At 67.1% G+C, this 16,969-nt stretch carries 14 protein-coding genes; 10 read left to right on the forward strand and 4 right to left on the reverse strand.

Annotated features, from left to right (window positions below; translation table 11 throughout):
- Positions 1–113: 113 nt before the first annotated feature.
- Together Poly30_RS16955 and Poly30_RS16960 are read right to left on the reverse strand one after the other, a co-directional pair.
- Complete coding sequence (locus Poly30_RS16955) at positions 114–1,634, reverse strand: DUF1565 domain-containing protein (RefSeq protein ID WP_145199704.1); 1,521 nt, start codon at positions 1,632–1,634, stop codon at positions 114–116.
- Positions 1,635–1,706: 72 nt separating this feature from the next.
- Positions 1,707–3,524 carry a right-handed parallel beta-helix repeat-containing protein gene (locus tag Poly30_RS16960; protein ID WP_145199708.1) on the reverse strand — a complete coding sequence of 606 codons (1,818 nt, stop codon included), beginning with the start codon at positions 3,522–3,524 and terminating at the stop codon, positions 1,707–1,709.
- Positions 3,525–3,627: 103 nt separating this feature from the next.
- Between Poly30_RS16960 and Poly30_RS16965 the strand changes: the two genes are divergently transcribed.
- Positions 3,628–4,179 carry a DNA-3-methyladenine glycosylase I gene (locus Poly30_RS16965; protein ID WP_145199711.1) on the forward strand — a complete coding sequence of 184 codons (552 nt, stop codon included), beginning with the start codon at positions 3,628–3,630 and terminating at the stop codon, positions 4,177–4,179.
- Between the two features lie 7 nt (positions 4,180–4,186).
- On the opposite strand, the gene Poly30_RS16970 is transcribed toward Poly30_RS16965, so the two are convergent.
- Positions 4,187–5,695: a hypothetical protein gene (locus tag Poly30_RS16970; protein WP_145199714.1), complete on the reverse strand. Its 1,509-nt coding sequence runs from the start codon at positions 5,693–5,695 to the stop codon at positions 4,187–4,189.
- 118 nt (positions 5,696–5,813) lie between these two features.
- A complete protein-coding gene (locus Poly30_RS16975; protein ID WP_145199717.1) occupies positions 5,814–6,512 on the reverse strand; it encodes a hypothetical protein in 699 nt (232 codons plus the stop codon).
- Between the two features lie 111 nt (positions 6,513–6,623).
- On the opposite strand from Poly30_RS16975, the gene Poly30_RS16980 reads away from it, so the two are divergent.
- From Poly30_RS16980 to Poly30_RS17020, 9 genes are all read left to right on the forward strand, one after another.
- The gene (locus tag Poly30_RS16980) at positions 6,624–7,994 is read left to right on the forward strand and encodes a lipid-A-disaccharide synthase (RefSeq protein WP_145199720.1); all 1,371 of its coding nucleotides are present in this window, start codon (positions 6,624–6,626) and stop codon (positions 7,992–7,994) included.
- Between the two features lie 13 nt (positions 7,995–8,007).
- Complete coding sequence (locus Poly30_RS16985; RefSeq protein WP_419190292.1) at positions 8,008–8,766, forward strand: RNA polymerase sigma factor; 759 nt, start codon at positions 8,008–8,010, stop codon at positions 8,764–8,766.
- Positions 8,767–8,833: 67 nt separating this feature from the next.
- On the forward strand, positions 8,834–9,295 hold the full coding sequence (locus Poly30_RS16990; protein WP_145199726.1) for an anti-sigma factor family protein: 462 nt from the start codon (positions 8,834–8,836) through the stop codon (positions 9,293–9,295).
- Between the two features lie 3 nt (positions 9,296–9,298).
- Complete coding sequence (locus Poly30_RS16995; RefSeq protein WP_145199729.1) at positions 9,299–9,625, forward strand: YbjQ family protein; 327 nt, start codon at positions 9,299–9,301, stop codon at positions 9,623–9,625.
- A gap of 37 nt (positions 9,626–9,662) precedes the next feature.
- Positions 9,663–12,158, forward strand: coding sequence for a sulfatase family protein (locus tag Poly30_RS17000; RefSeq protein WP_145199732.1), 2,496 nt, complete (start codon positions 9,663–9,665; stop codon positions 12,156–12,158).
- Positions 12,159–12,237: 79 nt separating this feature from the next.
- Positions 12,238–13,155, forward strand: coding sequence for a hypothetical protein (locus Poly30_RS17005; protein WP_145199735.1), 918 nt, complete (start codon positions 12,238–12,240; stop codon positions 13,153–13,155).
- The gene (locus Poly30_RS17010; RefSeq protein WP_145199738.1) at positions 13,082–13,894 is read left to right on the forward strand and encodes a vWA domain-containing protein; all 813 of its coding nucleotides are present in this window, start codon (positions 13,082–13,084) and stop codon (positions 13,892–13,894) included. Before Poly30_RS17005 ends, Poly30_RS17010 begins: the two co-directional genes overlap by 74 nt.
- Before the next feature lie 24 nt (positions 13,895–13,918).
- Positions 13,919–15,694: a DUF898 family protein gene (locus tag Poly30_RS17015; RefSeq protein WP_145199741.1), complete on the forward strand. Its 1,776-nt coding sequence runs from the start codon at positions 13,919–13,921 to the stop codon at positions 15,692–15,694.
- Positions 15,694–16,914 carry a M48 family metallopeptidase gene (locus Poly30_RS17020; protein ID WP_145199744.1) on the forward strand — a complete coding sequence of 407 codons (1,221 nt, stop codon included), beginning with the start codon at positions 15,694–15,696 and terminating at the stop codon, positions 16,912–16,914. The genes Poly30_RS17015 and Poly30_RS17020 overlap by 1 nt, the downstream gene beginning before the upstream one ends.
- Positions 16,915–16,969: the final 55 nt, after the last annotated feature.

The following is a 16,969-nucleotide window of genomic DNA, read 5'->3' on the forward strand; positions in this document are numbered from 1 at the left end:
AGAGAAAGAGTCTCACGGAGTCGCCTTCATGTCCAGGATCGAAATCACCAGGCCACGCCAGGACGGAAAAACGCCTGGCGGTACCGCCAGGTTCGAAACGGGTTCGCGGTTCCTCAGAGTCGAATCCGGATCGACAGTTCGTTGGTGAAGGCGAATCCCTGCGGGGCGGCCGAGGATGGCGTGAGTGCTTGCAGCACCCAGATCTCTCCCACGAGGCTCAGGTCGTTCGGGATCGCGACGCTCCAGGACGCCACTCCCGTGCCGGGAGCAGGGAGAATCCGGGCCACGCGCATGGCCAGGCCGGGCTCGACCCGCAGAAGGCCATAGGGCGTCATCTGCACGGCACCGGTACTGAAGCGCGGCTGCAGGATGCCGAAGCCCGATCCGACAGGCTCACCGAGCGTCGTGAGGACGAGAGTCGTACCGATCTGTGCCTCGAGCGGACCGACGAGCGTTTCCAGCTGGAGCGCCCCCATGTCGCGGCCCCCCACCGTATCGAGGTTCCCGTCCGTCGGATTCGGGTCCTGCGCGGTCGACGGGAGCGCATCCACGGCGGGGCTCGAGCGCCGAAGGTTGTAGTCCCCGCCCGCGGCGTGCACGAAGGTCGGCAGCGGCCCCGGCACCAGCAGCCCGGCCCCCGCGACCGCGGACGAATCCACGAGTGAGTCTTCGACCATCAGGCCGCCCTGCCCGGACGAATCGAACGCCCCGGAGTTCTGAACGAAGACGCTGCGTCGCACGACGGAGGAAGGATCGAAGGCACCCTGAAGAGAGAACGCCGCGGTGTTTCCCGTCAATGTGGCGTGGTCGACCGTGAACCGCGGCACATGGCTTCCAGCGCTTCCCGTGACAAGAACTCCAGCAACGAATCCTGTGATGACCGAAGAGGTCACGCGAACCTCCGAAGGCGAACTACCCGCGCTCATCGCCACGGCGTGATCACCGCCGGCGATCTCTCCCTGGTCGACGGTCAGCAACCGGATGCCCGAACATTCGATGGCGTTGGCCACCGTGTCACTGAATTCCATGTCGTACAGGCTGATCCAGCGGTCCCCGGTTGCCTGGACGCCGCGGAAGCAACGGAGTACCTCGCCACTCGACCACTGAACGTCGATGGGGAAAGCGAAAACCAGTGACGCGGCGTCGAGTCCGAGGTCGCAGTCCTCCACGGAGCAGCCGATCAAGTAGCGCACGAAGAAATCCGGGCTTCCATCGCCGATCAAGATCCCTGTCTCGGCATCTCGAACCGTGAGGCCACGGATCCCCTTGTTCGGCGCCACAGGATCTTCGCCGTCGACGACGACGGCCACGGGCGTGCGGTCCCCGTCGATGATCACCCGAGACCCGGCCACGCCGGGAGTCAGCGTCACGTTGGAGGCGAAGTGGATCGGAAAGACCTCCCCCAGAGCTGCGTTGTGCACGCCGGGTGAAGCAACGATCTGGTAGCGGTCGAAGCTGGTGGCGGTGGCCGCCGCGATGAAGCCAGTGGCACGCGTGAGGGTGCGGAAAGGGGCGACCTCGGTTCCTGGGTTGGTGTCGTCGCCCAGGCTGGCGTCGACGTACACGCGGGACTGGCACCAGGCGGAAGGTAGGGAAGCGAGCGAAAGGGCAACGGCGAAGAGGGAAGCTCTCATGGTCCGAATGGAGGGTGCGGTACCGTCGGAGAAACGTGGCGGGTTTGGGTCGGGTTCGGTACCGCCGGGAAATCAGAATTGCACGGACAGGCTCGGTGAGAAGTTCGAGGTCGGTGCCACCGGCCCGCCGTCGCGGTGCCAGAACTGGAAGTACCACTGCTCACCGGGCTGCACCACGTTCGGGCCGGGGAGGTCATCGAGAAGCGGACGGAAGGAGACGTTCCTGAAGTTCGGCGTCGGCTGGAGTACGTCCCGGTTGAAGCGCAGGACCTGACCTCCCACGCAGATCGCGCCGCTGCTGCCACCCGCGCCGGGCACGTAGGCGGGCGTCTGGCTCGCGATGAAGTAGCCAAAGGACCCGCTCGGCAGATCTTCGACGTTCAGCACGACGCGGTTAGCGGCAACCACCGTGGAACCCAGACCGGAGATCGAGGAGGGCACGCCGGTGGTGTTGGGCAGCGCCGTGCACGCCACCGTTCCCAGCGGACCATCGCAGCCAGGTCCGCAGTAGCTGGGATCGAACGGGTAGGCTCCGGCATCAAGAGGTGTGCCGTCAGGGTCCGTCCCGAAACTCAGGGGCAAGAGGTCGATCCCGGGGCTTCCGGGCAGGTAGTAGAACGAGTCATCCGCCCAAAGCTGGGCGGTCGCGAGGACGCTGGTGGACGAGGGCAGCGGACGATTCGCGAGGTTGTACTGGAGGTCCGCGCTGCCGGTAACGAGCGGCAGCTGGTTCGCCGCACTCGTGAGGAAGAGGCAGCCCCGCACGAGAGCCGGGGGCGTGGACGGCAGGCTCCCGAACACGACATCGGAGGCACCGGCGCTCGCCGCGTTGTCGATGAAGGTGCAGTGGAGCAAGGTGGGACGCCCTGCGATCGCACCGGCTTCCGTCAGCGGGTCATGGGTCGCGCGGTTTCGTGCGAACACGCAGCGCTCGATCAGCGCTGCCCCGCAGCCGACGGCACCCGCGCCGCCGATGCCCATGGTCACGATGGAGCGGGTTTGGTTGTCGAGGAAGCTGGAGTCGACGAGGGCCAGCGATCCGCCCTGGGCCCAGATGGCTCCCCCGCGAATCGCCGTGCAGTCGTGGAACGAACAGGTGTCCACGGTGACCGTTCCGGACTGCTGGTAGAGGCCGCCGCCAAAGTAGTCCTCCCGACTCAACCCCGTGACATCGCATTCCCGAAGGGTCAGAGAGGTGGCTCGCGTATAGATCGTTCCCCCGTGCTCGTAGGCCGAGCCCGACAGGCTCGACCCAACGATCGATACCGTTCCTCCTTCCAGGAACACCACGCCACCAGCGCCGTAAAGAGCGAAACCGCGCAGGTCACAGTCCTCGATCAGCACGGACCCTGCATCGAGCCACAGAGCACCGCCGTAGTTGTCCGCCGAACAGGTCACTTCGACGCTCACGCGCCGAAGCGTCACCGACGTGTCCGTCGAGTAGATGGCACCGCCTTCCCATGCGCGGAGCTGGGCGAAGGAGCAATCCTCCACCACGAGGCCGTCGCCCGAAGCCTGAATCGCGCCGCCGCGCGGCGGTGGAAAGCCGCCTTGACTCGCCGGTCCTTCGAATCGCAAACCGCGCACGGTCAGCTGACTCGAAGGCCCCGCCGTGATCAATGACTCGTACCCGTCCGACTGCAGGACAGGCATGGCGCCCGGCGCCGCCTCGAGGGTGAGTTCCTTGGAGCCGAGGAGGACCCTCTCCGCCGGGTAGCTGCCGGAAGCCAGCACGAGGGTATCCCCGTCGACGGTGGCCGGCTGGGCGACGGCGTGGTCCACCCGAGAATAAGGATCGGTCAGCGTCCCCGTACCAGGGCCTGGCGCCGCGGAATCGACGTACCAGGTGGTCTGAGGGGCGGCGAGGAGTGCGAGTGTGAGTGCGAGCATGATCGTTCGAGGGGTGATTCAGCCTGAACCTTACGCTCGATCCTCGAAAATAGCCTCCACGGGGCAAGCAGTCCGTTCGGCGCGGGACTGATACCGTACCAGTATGGACCCACGCTGCACCTGGTGCCTCGGCGACGAGCTGTACGAGCACTATCACGACCATGAATGGGGCGTCCCCTGCCGCGACGACACCAAGCTGTTCGAGATGCTCAACCTCGAGGGCGCGCAGGCGGGCCTCAGCTGGATCACCATCCTTCGCAAGCGCGAGAACTACCGCCGCGCGTTTGCCGGCTTCGACAAGCACAAGATCGCGCGCTTCGGCGAGACGAAGGTCGAGGCGCTCGCTCAGGACGCCGGCATCGTTCGAAATCGCCAGAAGATCGAGGCCTTCATCCACAACGCCAAGGTGGCCGTCGACATGGAGAGGAACGGAGAGTCCCTCGTCGACCTCCTGTGGTCCTTCACGGGCGGCGCGCCCCTCGTGAACGCATGGAAGTCCATGGCCGACGTGCCGGCGGTGACGCCCGAGTCGACCGCCATGGGCAAGGCCCTCAAGAAGCGCGGCTTCAAGTTCGTCGGGCCCACGACGTGCTATGCGTTCATGCAGGCCTGCGGCATGGTCAACGACCACATCATCGGCTGCCCGGCGAGGTAGGCGCGTTCTACTGGTGGTTGCTGCCGCCCTGGCGCAACCACTCCAGGAACTCGGCCTCGAGTTCCTCGAGGTCCACGTTCTCCAGTGCGGCGTCCAGCGCCGCCCCGCGCGAGCGGTTGACCGCCTGCTCGTAGCCCGCGCCGGAAAGGCCCGACAGAGCGAGGCTCTCCGCCTCACGACGCCACCGCGTCCGCAGCGTCTCGAAGTACCGCTTCGGGAGCGACCTCCACTCCGGCCGAATCCTCGCCGCCTCGGCGGTACGCAGGAAGCGGATCAGCGCGTAGCCCATCGAGTAGTTCACGTTGGCGTCGGCGTAGAACTGCTCCTGCGTCATCGAAAGGAGCGCCTCCAGCTTCGGCAGGCGCGGACGGACCTCGCGCTGGCGAAGAAAGGCCTCGCGATCGGCGAGCCCCTCGATGTCGCACACCGCACCCGACTGAAAGACCGCGCCCGCGTAGAACTCACTCGAGCCCTCGTCGTACCAGGAGTGCGGGCTCATCGAGCTGGCGGTGTGGTGCAGAAACTGGTGGCACGCCTCGTGGTAGAGCGTTCGCATCGTCGGGTGATCGTCCGGCATCGGGTCCGACGCATCGGTGCGCGCGTCGTACAGCACGAGTTCCTGCACCCGCGGATGAAAGTACCCCACCGTGTTCGGATTGCCGCCGTAGGTCAGGTACTCGCCGCGATCACGGCATACGCGCACGACCGACAGCGCGTCGATCGGACGGTCCGGCGGAAAGTCCTCGGCGAACCGACGCCGCACCGCCACCAGGTTCTTCGCGATCTGCGCGAGCACCGGCGAATCGGACGGCCCGTGGAAGAGGATCATCGAATGCTCCGTGTCGCGAATCGACCAGCCGTCGACGGCCGCCGACGCGATCTCGATACGCTCGTCTCGATGCGGCAGGGACGTCCGGAGGTAGTGCCGCGTCCATTTCTGCCGAGAGGCCTCGGTCTCCGCCTCCGAGAAGAACCGGAAGCTCATCGCCGTCCGGTCGAAGGCGCGGCTCTCGCGGCGCAACAGGCCCGTCTCGCACTGGCCGACGAAGACGATCACGTCCTCGTCGCCGACCCAGGCGTGGACGAACAGCGATTCCTCTTCGCCCTCCGGATTCAGCGTCGCGCCCTCGTAGCGAATCGGATCGCGGCCGTAGCGGCGCCTGACCGAGCGCACCGACTCCATGCGCGTGGGCTGGAGGACATCGAGCATCCAGCGCCGGACCGCAAGGTCAGCGGTGCTTCTGCCCCCGCTCCCCAGCGTGATGCGCCACAGAGCGTGCGTCACCGGCGAGCGCCGATCCTTCGGCGCGTCCTTCGGGGCGTAGACCGCGAGGAGGCCCGGCATTTCGGCCGGCACGGGCCGGGCTTCGAACGAGGTCGGCACCTCGAGGCTGAAGCCGTACTCGGCGTGCTTGTCGGTCCGCTGGCTCGCCAGCGCGACGCCGGAGCTACCGAAGGCGACCAGAACGAGAAGCAGGAGCAGGAGCCGAACGAGCATGGGTCGGGGAGAAGCCATGCTCGCAAAATCGACCGCGCGGACGCCTCGACCTGAGACTCCACGGAGAAACCCCGGGGCCGGCGGCTTCCATGCCTCAGGACAGGAGCCTCAGGTCAGGAGCCTCAGGACCGCAGACTCAGGGCAGGAGCCGCAGCATCAAGGCCCGGATCCGAAGTGACCAGCTCTGGGACTGCGCGTTCTTGGGAGCGTGCTTCGCCAGCCGCGGGATCTCGTCCAGCGCGGCATTCGCGCCCGCGCGGTCCCCCGCCGCCTTGAGCAGCTCGGCGCGCAGCAGCGCGCTCAGAGGCGTGGGCCCGTGCTCCCGCTCGAACCGCTGAACGCGATCGAGCGCGTGATCGGGAAAGCCCGCCTCCTTCGCGGCCTCCGCCGAAAGCAGCATCGCTGAACCGAACCCATAGTCCACGTCCTCCTCCAGCACCGAGTCGAACGCCGCCAGCGCCGCCGCCGGATCGTCCTTCGCCTGGAGCCTCGCCATCCCGAGCTTGTGTCGCCACTCCAGCGACGTCGGGTCCCCCACCGCCGCTTCCTCGAACAGCGGGATCGCCCTGCGCGCGCGCCCCTGGGCGAGGAGCAGCGCTCCCAGCTTCCCCTTGTGATGCGGCGTGTCGACGGCGCCGAGACTCTTCTCGAGATTCCGTCGCGCCCGGTAGTCGACCGCGTCGGAACCGAGCTTCGCGAAGATCGCCGACAGGAGGATCGCCGTGAACCAGAACCCGAGGAACGGGATCCGGAAGATCGCACCGATGATCGGCAGGGTCGCGAGGAAACGCGTGAAGAAGATCACGGCGACGAAGAAGGCAAGGAGTCGAAGCATGGGGCTGCCACCAGTTATAGGACCTCCCCGCCGCAACCGACCCACTTGAACCGAACTGAAACGGACGATGGTCGGCGGGATCGAAGCCCCGATCCGATTATCCTCGGTCCCGTGAATTCTTCGGAGACCCCAGCGCCCACGGGCATGCTGCCCAGGACGGCCGCCAGGCTCGAGCTCGCGCGCGCCATCGGCGGCGGCCTCGTCGCACCGCTGCGCTTCCTCGCGCACCTGCCCGCGCGCGCCCGCGTCCGGCGCGAAATCGCCGCGGATGTGGCGGCGGGCGCGGGCATTCCCGGCGAGATTCCGGACTTCGAGATTCGAAAGGATCGGCCGCTCCGGATCTTCCTGTCGGCCGCCGAGGCCTCGGGTGAGATCCACGGCGCGAGCCTCGCCAAGGCGCTCTGGAAGGCCGCCGAGGACCGCAGCGCCCCGCGACCCGAGATCATCGCCGTCGGCGGCGAGCGCCTGCGCGCCCTCGGCATCACCACGATCGGCGATCCGGTCGCGCGGGCGGAGACAGGATTCGACGGCGTGCTCCAGTCGCTCCCCTACTACGTGGGCCTGCTCGAGGACGCCGCGCGCCACGCGCGCGAGACGCGCCCCGACGTCGTCGTCCCGATCGATTCGCCCGCTCTCCACGTCCCGCTGGCGCGCATGGTCCGGCGCTACGGGTCTCCGGTGGTCCACGTGGTCGCGCCCCAGTACTGGGGCTGGGCACCGTGGCGCGTCGGCGCCTACCGCAAGGTCGTCGACCGCGCGCTCACGATCCTCCCCCACGAGCCCGCCTGGTTCGGCCGCCACGACGTCGCCACCGCCCACATCGGGCACCCGCTCCTCGACGCGCTCGCCGGAGTCCCGGTGACGGAGCCCGACCCCGCGAGCCGCGTGCTGGCGCTCCTCCCCGGTAGCCGGCGCGGCGTGATTCGCCGGAACCTCCCCTGGATGATCACGGCCCTCGGTGCCCTTCGGGCCGAACATCCGGACGCCGAGATCCGGATCCTCCAGTCGACGCCCGAGCACCGCGAGCTCATCGAGGGCATCCTCGCGGAGACCCAGGGCGGGGACCGCGCGCGGCTCGTGGTCGGCGACCTCCACGGGAATCTGACCGAGGCCCGCGCCGCCTTCGCCGTCTCCGGAACGATTCTGACCGACGTCCTCCACCACCGGCTCCCGACGGTCGTGGTCTACCGCGTCTCCAAGCGGCTGGAGACATGGATGTATCGGAACGTCCTGACCTGCCCCTACTTCGCGTCCACGAACCTGCTCGCGGGCGCAGAGGTGCTCCCCGAGCACTGTTTCCGGGGCCATGGCCCCATGGAGACCGTCTCGAAGGAAGTCGCCGCAGCCTTCGGGGACGAAGCTCGGCGCGCCGCCTACGGGGCGGGGATCGCCGAGGCCGCGCGGCGCCTCGGGTCGGCCGGGGCCATCGAACGGGCCGCGGGACACGTGCTGCAGGTGGCATCCCGGGGCCGAATTGCCTGAAATGGGAGCACCCATGAGTCCCCCACCAGGAGAAGAGCCCGGCGAGAAGCCCGATCCTCGAAACGAATCGTCAGATTCGGAGAATGGGCCCGCGGAGCCGGAGTACGACCCGGCGCCGATGCAAGCCGAGGCCACCCAGCTCATGACCGCCGCCCGCATGGGCAGCTCCGACGCCTTCGAGACCCTCTTCCGGAAGGTCCGCGGCAGCGCGTTCCAGGCGGCCCGCTCGCTCGTGGGCTCCCACGAGGACGCCCAGGACCTGACCCAGGAGGCCTTCATCAAGGCCTACAAGGCGCGCGACAGCTACGACCCGACCCAGCCGTTCCTGCCCTGGTTCCACCGCATCCTCCGGAACACCTGCTTCAGCTTTCTCCGCAAGAAAGGACGGCTCCGCGAGCGCTCGATCCATCGCACGGACGCCAGCGGCGAGGACGCCACCTGGGACATCGTCGACGAGAACGCGCCGAACCCTTCGGAACGGGCCGAGCATGACGAGCGAACCCACGCGTTCTCCGCGGCCCTCGACAAGCTGAAGGCCCGCGACCGAGAAATTATCGTGCTTCGGCACTACCAGGACCTGTCCTACAAGGACATCGCCGCCGCGCTCTCGATCCCCGAGGGCACCGTGATGTCGCGGCTCTTCCACGCCAGGAAGCGGCTCCAGGCGCTGCTCTCCGAGGACGTCGCCCAGGTCGTCGCCAGCGGCACCAGGCCGCGTGAACGCAAGCGCGGCGCCACGTCCAAGCCGACACGGGAAGGGCTCGTGTCATGATGACGAAGCCGTCAGCCTCCGAATCACCGAAGAATAGGCGCCCCCGAAGCGCCGTAGCTCCTTCGTCATGACTGCCCAGAACACAAGCCACGAGGCCGAGCCGACCGAGGATGAACTCCTCGCGATGGCCTACGCCGACTGCGAACTGTCGCCCGAAGAAGCCGTGAGGTTCGAGGCGCGCATGGAGGTCGAGCCCGCGCTCGTCCACCGCGTCGCCGAACTCCATGCCCTCGACGTGCTGGCGCGGCGCATCGCGCCGCCCGAGCCCGCCGACCGCGACTGGGCCTCTCTCCAGCTCGAACCTCTCTACCGCGGCACCGTCGGAATCGGCTGGTTCCTTCTGATCGCCGCGACCGCTCTCTCCTTTGCTCTCGCCGTCTGGGCGGTGGCCACGAACGAAGGCATCAGCTACCTCCACCGAGGCCTGATCCTCTCCTCGCTCCTTGGCTTCACGCTCCTCTTCCTCAGCGTGCTCTGGCGCCGCATTCGCGCCATGCCGCTGGATCCCTACCGCCACGTCGAGCGCTAAAAGATGCTGATCATCACCACGTCCACCGTCCCCGGGAGCGAGATCACCGAGGCCCTGGGCCTCGTGCGCGGCACCACCGTCCGCGCTCGTCACCTCGGAAGCGACATCATCGGGATGATGAAGGGCATCGTCGGCGGCGAGGTCCACGAGTACACCAAGGTCGTGGCCGAGGCCCGAGAAGAAGCGATTGACCGGATGAAGGCGGAGGCGTTCGCCCTGGGCGCCGATGCCGTCATCGGGTTTCGATTTGCGACGAGTGAGGTCGCAAAGAACGCCGCCGAGGTGGTCGCCTATGGAACCGCGATCAAAATGGTGAAGCGGGACAGTTGACCTCGGCGAGGCGACCCCGGGTTCTTATGGTAGCGCCATGGAACACGGTGCTTCCCAATCGCTGACCGCCGCTCCGGAGTCTCCCGCCCGGTGGCACCGGCTGGCCCCTGTCGCGACCATCGCCTGGATGCTCCTTGGAAGCTTCGGACTCGCCGGGGCGCTGGCAGGGTGCCATGGGGAGACGACGCGCACGGAACCGAGCGCGGCTCCGTTCCGGCGTGTCCTGGTCGAGGCCCAGGGCCCCACGAGGTCGCGGGACGCGGTGGAGCTACTCGGGACGCTCAGGGCGTCAGACTCCCCCCTCCCGTGGGCCGGCACCGCCAGCGGCGGGGTCCAGCAGGTCGAAGTGTCCGCGCCCTCGGGCTCGAAGGTCGCCGCCACCGAACTGCTCGGTCTCGACGGACTGAAGTACGTTCGCGGAAAGGTCCCCGAGGCGGCGCGTGCGTTCAACCAGGTCACGATCGAGGTGACGACGCCGGCCGTACCGAAGATCCACGGAGCGCAGAACGAGCAGGCCCGGCTCTACCTCTACGCCGGCGGCGAGAAGCTCATGGGTGCCATTCTCTGCGAGCTGGAGCGACACGGGGACATGCAGGTCGCCACGTTCCGCTCAGCCCTCCTGAGGGGCGAATACGTGGTACCGGACGAGTTCGCGGTCGCCTTCATCGGAAGGCTCGACTCTGCCAAGCTCGCGAGCGTCACGTTCAGCCGTGTCTCCGACGAGGCCTTCGCGCCTCCCCTCGGCCAGCAGGAGGGCGAAGCGCTTCCGCTGGTGCACGTGGGGACGACGGCGCGTCGGAGCTACGGGGTGATCGGCAGTCGGCCGCTCCGGACGTCCGTCACCCTGGGCACCGGGGAAGAGTTCAGGGCCTATCTGGCGCTCGTGCCGAAGACCGCCCGGCCGAGCGAGCAGGCGATGTTCCAGGTCAGCGCTGTCGGACCGACGGGCGAGTGGAAAGGGAAGTTCGAGAGCGTGGGAACCGATCGATGGCGACCGGTGGTCATCGCCGCGGACCACGTCGGCGCCGGCGCCGTGGAGATCGAGGTCGCTCTCACCTCGACGATCGGAGACGATGCGGCCATCGGAGCGTTCGCCGAGCCCTCGGTGCGCGCCGCGAAGCCCACGGGCGCGCCGCCCCCGACCGTACTCCTCATCACCTCGGACACCCACCGCGCAGACCACATCGGCGTGGCGAGTGCGGACGGCCTCGTCTCCACGCCGCACATCGACGCGCTCGCGCGTCGCGGCATCCACTTCCTCGACTGCGTCGCTCCGACGAACGTGACCGCGCCGTCCCATATCGCCCTGATGACGGGTATGCACGTTCGCGACACCGGGATCCTCACGAATCGCGACGTGTTGAGCGCGGAGGCCAGCACCATCGCGACGCGGTTCCGGGACGCAGGCTACGAGACCCTGGCCGCAACGAGCGTTTTTCATCTGTCCCAGGCCCAGAGCGGCATTGGACACGGATTCGATCGGATCGATGCGCCGCTGGAGGGCGACCGCCCGGGGCCCGAGGCGATCGCGCTGATGGCTGATTGGATCGAGGAAGCGAAGAACGCACCCGTTTTCTGCTGGGTTCACCTCTACGACGCGCACGCGCCCTATTCCCCTCCAAAGCCCTACGATCGCAAGTACTGGGACGGCGGCGACCCATTCCGCGGCAAGGTGATCGATACCGGGGAGGCGAAGATCCCGAGCTGGATCCGCGGCCTGAGCGACCGACGCTTCCCCTACTCCCAGTACCGAGCGGAGGTCGACTTCGTGGACGGCGCGCTCGGCGAGCTGCTCGACCTGCCGCGCGTGCGAAGCGGCGTCACGGCGTTCACGGCCGACCACGGTGAACTCTTCGGCGAGCACGGCATATGGTGGAGCCACTCCGGGCTCTACCCGGGGATCATGCGGATTCCTCTCGTGATGGCCTGGCCGGGTGCGCCGGCGGGAGCCCGCGTCCGCGCGCCTGTCAACCTGATGGACGTCGGGCGCACGCTCGCCGAGGTGAGCGGCCTGGGGTCGCCGGACATGCCGGGCAGTGACCTCCGGAGCTTCCTGGAGGCCGAGCCCCCGAAGGAGCCACGTTTCTTCCTCGGTGCCCACCACTTCCTGGCGGCCATCGAAGCGGACGGCTGGTTCCTGACGATGACGCTGATCGGTCATCAAAGCTCATCCATGGCATTCGCCAGGGAGCCCGGTGAGGTGGAGCTCTATCATCTCGAGAGCGATCCGAACGGGGAGCACGACGTTCTTCTGGAAGAGCTGGACCGGGCCCGAGTGCTGCGTCGCCGGCTCATTCGATGGCTTGAGGACGCCCCGCGCGAGCGTCTCAATGGCACCGCCGCGGAAGCCGACGGCGATGCCGCCGATGCGATGCTGGCCGCGCTCGGGTACAGCGGTGGCCAGAGCGTTGAAGGCGAGGCCTACTGGGACCCACTCACCGCAGACTCGAATTGGGCGACGAATCCGTGGCATTTGATCCTGGACGCCGACGACGTCTCTCGGTCAGAGGCTGCAGAGTTATTGGCCCGCTGAGCGGAACGAAGTTGCATTCCCTTCCGTCCCCATGTCCATGAAGGCTGACTCCTTTTCTGCGCGCTCCCGTCGATGGTGGATGAGCGGCGCCGCCCTTCCGCTCTTCGGGTCGCTCCTGCTTCCCGCGGCAACTGCACTCCCCGCGCAGGACAGCCGCGAGGAAGTCCTGGAGGAGTGCGACGAATGGCTGAAGCGCAACCCGCCGCGGTATCACATCCGCGCCTACGAGGCACTGGCGGCGCTTGGCGATCTTCGCGCGCTCGAGATCCTGAAGAAGCACTACGCGAAGCCAGGCTTTCCGAGGGGTCAGACGCCGTTCCTGATCGCGTCGGCCGTGGGCGAGAAGGGCGTGGTCACCGGGATCGGCCCGGAGATGCTCGAGTGGATGGAGGATTCGGACGAGGCCAACGACGCGTGGCTCTGGAAGAACATCCTTGCGATCCAGATCAAGGCAGAGGGTCCGGAGCGAGCCCTCGAGATCGCACGGAATGGAAAGGAGATCGCGCTCCGGGGAGCGGCGATCGAGGCCCTCGCCGAGCGGAAGGACGAGTCGCTCTACGAGCTGATCCCGGAGCTCTGCAAGGCGCTACCCAAGAAGGACGCTGAGAAGATGATCCTGATGGGCGCAATGGTGTCGGCCATGTCGGAGCTCGGGAACAAGAAGACCCAGGTCAAGGGCGAGTGGCAGCAGGTCGCACTCTCGCTCATCGCGACGATGGAGAACGAACAGACGCCGCGGGCCGCCCAGCTGATGCTCGCGCGCCACCTGGCGTCCGAGCTGGAGGCTGACCGCCTCGTGCTGGAGCCGGATGCATGGCGAGCGCTCATCGCGGCGAAGTCCCGGGCGGGCGAAGGACAAGAAGAAAAAGAAGAAGGAAGGCGACGCCGCGGAGTCGGAATACGCGTGGCCGAAGTTCTTCGGCGTGGACGTCACGGGCGATCGTGTCTGCTACCTCATCGACCTGTCGGACTCGATGGCGGCCCCCATCCCCGATGACTGGAAGCCCGCGAACGGACCGACCAGCGGCCCGTCGAAGCGCAAGAAGTGGAAGAAGGGTGAAGTGCCCACGGAAGCGGACATTCCCTGGTGGTTGATCAAGACGCGCTTCGACCTGGCGCGGGAGCACCTTCGGATTTCCATCATGCGGATGACCGAGGACCAGATGTTCACGGTCATCGGATTCGGCTCCCGCGCCGACTACCTCGATGGCTGCGACGGGATGGTGAAGGCCACGTCCAGCAACGTGAAGAAGGTGCTGAAGGCACTGGACGACATCGAGATCGGCAAGCCCATGATCGATCGACCGGACGGAACTCTTTGGGGTGACACCAACCTCTTCGAGGGCCTGCAGCTCGCCTACGGCGCCACGAAGAAAGGCACGGTGGACGACGGCGCCTACGTGGACCCCGACGCCATGGAAGAGGGCGCGGATACGATCCTCGTTCTCTCGGACGGCAACCCTTCCATGGACAGCTTCGGCATCGAGGACGTTGACTACGGGGACGGAAAGGCTCTGGCTGACTCGGAGACCGATAAGGAAGGCGAGCGGACCATGAAGATGAACTACCTGGGCCCCTACACCTACTGGCCTTTCCTTCTGGAGGAGGTCAAGCGGCTCAACATGTTCCGCGAGGCCCAGATCCAGGTGATCTCGGTGGGCGACGGCGACCGTGAGGCCCTTCGGAGACTCGCTGCGATCGGACTCGGTAAGCTGACCGAACTGGGCAAGCACTGAGCCAGGGGCTATGCTGGCCGTCCCATGATTGCTATTCATCGGGGCGGCCGCTCGCACGGCTGGCTCACCCTCCTGGCGGCGTGCCTGGCCGCCTTCGTCGCGTTCGCCACCCCGACTCTCGCACAAGAAAGCGAGCCCGATACCGTGGAGGCCTGGCTGGCGATCGCCAGGGAACACGAAGCCAACGACGACCCCGAGGCGGCGTTCGAGGCCTACGGCAACGCGCTGAAGATCGACCGAACCCACGAGGAAGCTTGCCTCGGCTACGCGGCGCGGGCCTGGGAGATCGACCGTGGGATCAAGGGCATCCAGGTCCTGAATCGGCTCCTGAGAGAGCAGCCCGACCACGTCGACGCCCTCGCCTATCGCGGCTTTCTCCACCAGACACGGGATAAAGACGCGCGCGCGATCCGCGACCTCGAGCGGGTCGCGAACGAGGCATCTGCCAGTTGGACACTCACGTACTACGCGAGAGCCCTTCTGTACGAGGGTGACTTTCCGGAAGCTTCCATCCAGAGCTCGCGCGCTCTCGAGTATGACGAACTCGATAGCTACGCCTTCTGGGTGCGTGGCTACGCTGCGTTCCTCACCGGCGACGAGGAGAGCGCGGCCCGGGACTTCGCCCGAGCGGTCGAGCTGGATCCGGAGTGGGCGGAGGCCCCCTACCAGGCAGTCGATCCCGGGGGGCTCGATCCGGAGGATGAAGCCGTGATCGAGGCCGTTGGAACCCTGCTGAAAGCGGCGCTCTGCTGGGCGATCCTCTTGGGGCTGATCGGTCTGGTCGTGGGACTCGGCGGATCCAGCTACCTGGTCCCGGCTGCGCGTCGCCAGGAGGCCGGGATCCAGCCGGCCTATGACGGTCCGCACAAGGAGCTCTTCACCATCTACCTCCAGAACGTCGCCCTGACGCTCTTGACCCTGGGCGTCTACCGCTTCTGGGCGAAGGTACGCACGCGCCGCTTCCACCTGACCCACACCGTGTTCGCAGACGGGCGCTTCGACTACCACGCGACCGGCCAGGAGAAGTTCGTCGGCTTCCTCAAGGGCATGGCGATCCTCGTCCCCTTCGGCTACGCGTACTACCGCGCGAGCCAGTGGGTCGACGCGCATCCGACGGAGGTCTTCGCCCAGATCGGCCTCAACTACGGACTGTTCTTCGGGCTGGTTCTGATTCGGCCGCTGGCCCTCGTCGGCGCCCAGCGGTTCAACCTGGCCCGGACGAGCTGGAACAACCTGCGCTTCCGGTTCACGGGGACCCTGAAGGGTGCCTATGGGCTCTATCTCCGCGACGCTTTTTTGATCATCTTTTCGCTGGGGATCTACTGGTCCTGGCACCTTTGCAACGTCAAGCGATTCAAGCTCTCCCACACGAAACTCGGTGAAGAACGCGGCGACTTCACCGGGGACGGCTCGACGCTCTTCGGCATCCAGCTCGTCGGCTACTTCGCCTCCATCCTGACGCTCGGGCTCTACGTACCCTGGTATCTCGCGGCCCGGCATCGCTTCTGGACGGAGCACACGAAGTTCATGCGCAAACGCTTCCACTCGACGCTCTCAGGAAAGGCCGTGCTCGCCGTCGGCGGGCCCGGGCTTCTGGCGTCGATCTTCACGCTCGGACTGGCCATACCATGGGCCGTCACGCGCTGGCGCAGGATGATCGCCGCGACCACGTTGTACTCGGGACAGATCGACCATGAGACGCTGGCGTCGATCCAAGACCATGAGGCGACGAGCACCCTCGAGGGAATCGGCGAAGCGGGTGAGCTGTTCGGCGAGATCGGGGACCTCTTCGGAATCTGATGGTCGGGCAAGACGACTTATCGGCCGGCTCACTCGAGCCGATGGAGCGCATGGGGCGGCTTTTGGATGGCCTTCGGGCGGTCCCCGTGGCGACGGGGCGCGTTCGGATCGACGGGGCCGAGCTCCAGCTCCTGGCCGCCGATGGCGAACGCAGGTCCTGGCCGATCCACGGGGTGATCGACGTCCAGCGGATAGGCACCGAGGTTCACCTGGAGCTCCCTCCGCTCGGCTCGGCGTCGGGAACGAACCCTCCGACCGCCAAGCTTATCGTCGAGGGCCGTGGATTCCTCGAAGCCGTCGAGGAAGCGCAGGCCCGCTTCGGCAGCTCAGGCCGCGCCACGGTCCAGCGGGCGCGCCGGCGACTCGGGCTCGCTGGCTGGGTCCTGATCGCCGCGCTCGTGGTTCCCCTGGCCTACCTGGCTTACACCATCGCCGTCCCGAGCCTGCATGTGCTGATCTCTCCCGAGAAGGAAGCTGCGCTCGGTGAGCACGTCTTCGAAGCCGCCTCCGAGGAATGGAAGATCCTCCAGAGCGAGGCGTTCGAGCGCGTCGTGCAGCCGATGGTCGAGGAGCTCCAGGGTCCGAACTCACCCTACGATTTCCGCGTCACCCTGATCGACGACGACCTGATCAACGCGATGGCTCTTCCCGGCGGGCGCATCATGGTCTTCAAGGGGCTCATCACCGCCGCCCCCTCCGCGGATGCGCTGGCGGGCGTGCTGGCGCACGAGATGGCCCACGTCGAGGAGCGTCACGGTCTCAAGCACATTCTGAGGAGCCTCGGGACGGTTCATTTCGCCTTTGCGGCGGTCGGCGGCGGCATCGATGGCTTCGAGGCCGCGGAGACGATCGTCGAGCTATCGAGCGGCCTTCTGATCCTGAAACACTCGCGCCACCACGAGCGCGAAGCCGATCGCGTCGCGGTCCGGCGGCTCGTCGAGGCCGGACGGCGCCCGTCGGGCCTCGTCGAGTTCTTCGAGGTCCTGGAGGAAGAGATGGGCGGCGGCGAATCGAACCTCCAGTGGATGAGCACGCATCCACTGACGAAGGAGCGGATTGCCGACGTGGAGGCGTTGATCGAAGAAGCCATGCAGAGCCGCGATCCCGATGCCGATGCCCAGGATCGAGATCGAGATCAGCCGTGGATGTCCGAGGCCGAATGGATCGACTTCCAGCGCCTCTTTCAGTCCGACCGAGGCCGTCACCCTTCTGGCAAATAGCGCGAGCCGCCGCCCCCCGCGACTCCCTCGAGAAGGAGTTGGGAGAGCGGCGGCT

This window comes from Saltatorellus ferox (assembly GCA_007751475.1).
GTDB lineage: Bacteria > Planctomycetota > UBA1135 > UBA1135.

What these genes read in the sequence shown, in the direction of transcription:
- Poly30_RS16955 (WP_145199704.1), bottom strand. Translation starts at nt 1,634, where the DNA reads ATGAGAGCTTCCCTCTTCGCCGTTGCCCTTTCGCTCGCTTCCCTACCT.
- Poly30_RS16960 (WP_145199708.1), bottom strand. Translation starts at nt 3,524, where the DNA reads ATGCTCGCACTCACACTCGCACTCCTCGCCGCCCCTCAGACCACCTGG.
- Poly30_RS16965 (WP_145199711.1), top strand. Translation starts at nt 3,628, where the DNA reads ATGGACCCACGCTGCACCTGGTGCCTCGGCGACGAGCTGTACGAGCAC.
- Poly30_RS16970 (WP_145199714.1), bottom strand. Translation starts at nt 5,695, where the DNA reads ATGGCTTCTCCCCGACCCATGCTCGTTCGGCTCCTGCTCCTGCTTCTC.
- Poly30_RS16975 (WP_145199717.1), bottom strand. Translation starts at nt 6,512, where the DNA reads ATGCTTCGACTCCTTGCCTTCTTCGTCGCCGTGATCTTCTTCACGCGT.
- Poly30_RS16985 (WP_419190292.1), top strand. Translation starts at nt 8,008, where the DNA reads ATGAGTCCCCCACCAGGAGAAGAGCCCGGCGAGAAGCCCGATCCTCGA.
- Poly30_RS16990 (WP_145199726.1), top strand. Translation starts at nt 8,834, where the DNA reads ATGACTGCCCAGAACACAAGCCACGAGGCCGAGCCGACCGAGGATGAA.
- Poly30_RS16995 (WP_145199729.1), top strand. Translation starts at nt 9,299, where the DNA reads ATGCTGATCATCACCACGTCCACCGTCCCCGGGAGCGAGATCACCGAG.
- Poly30_RS17000 (WP_145199732.1), top strand. Translation starts at nt 9,663, where the DNA reads ATGGAACACGGTGCTTCCCAATCGCTGACCGCCGCTCCGGAGTCTCCC.
- Poly30_RS17005 (WP_145199735.1), top strand. Translation starts at nt 12,238, where the DNA reads ATGAGCGGCGCCGCCCTTCCGCTCTTCGGGTCGCTCCTGCTTCCCGCG.
- Poly30_RS17015 (WP_145199741.1), top strand. Translation starts at nt 13,919, where the DNA reads ATGATTGCTATTCATCGGGGCGGCCGCTCGCACGGCTGGCTCACCCTC.
- Poly30_RS17020 (WP_145199744.1), top strand. Translation starts at nt 15,694, where the DNA reads ATGGTCGGGCAAGACGACTTATCGGCCGGCTCACTCGAGCCGATGGAG.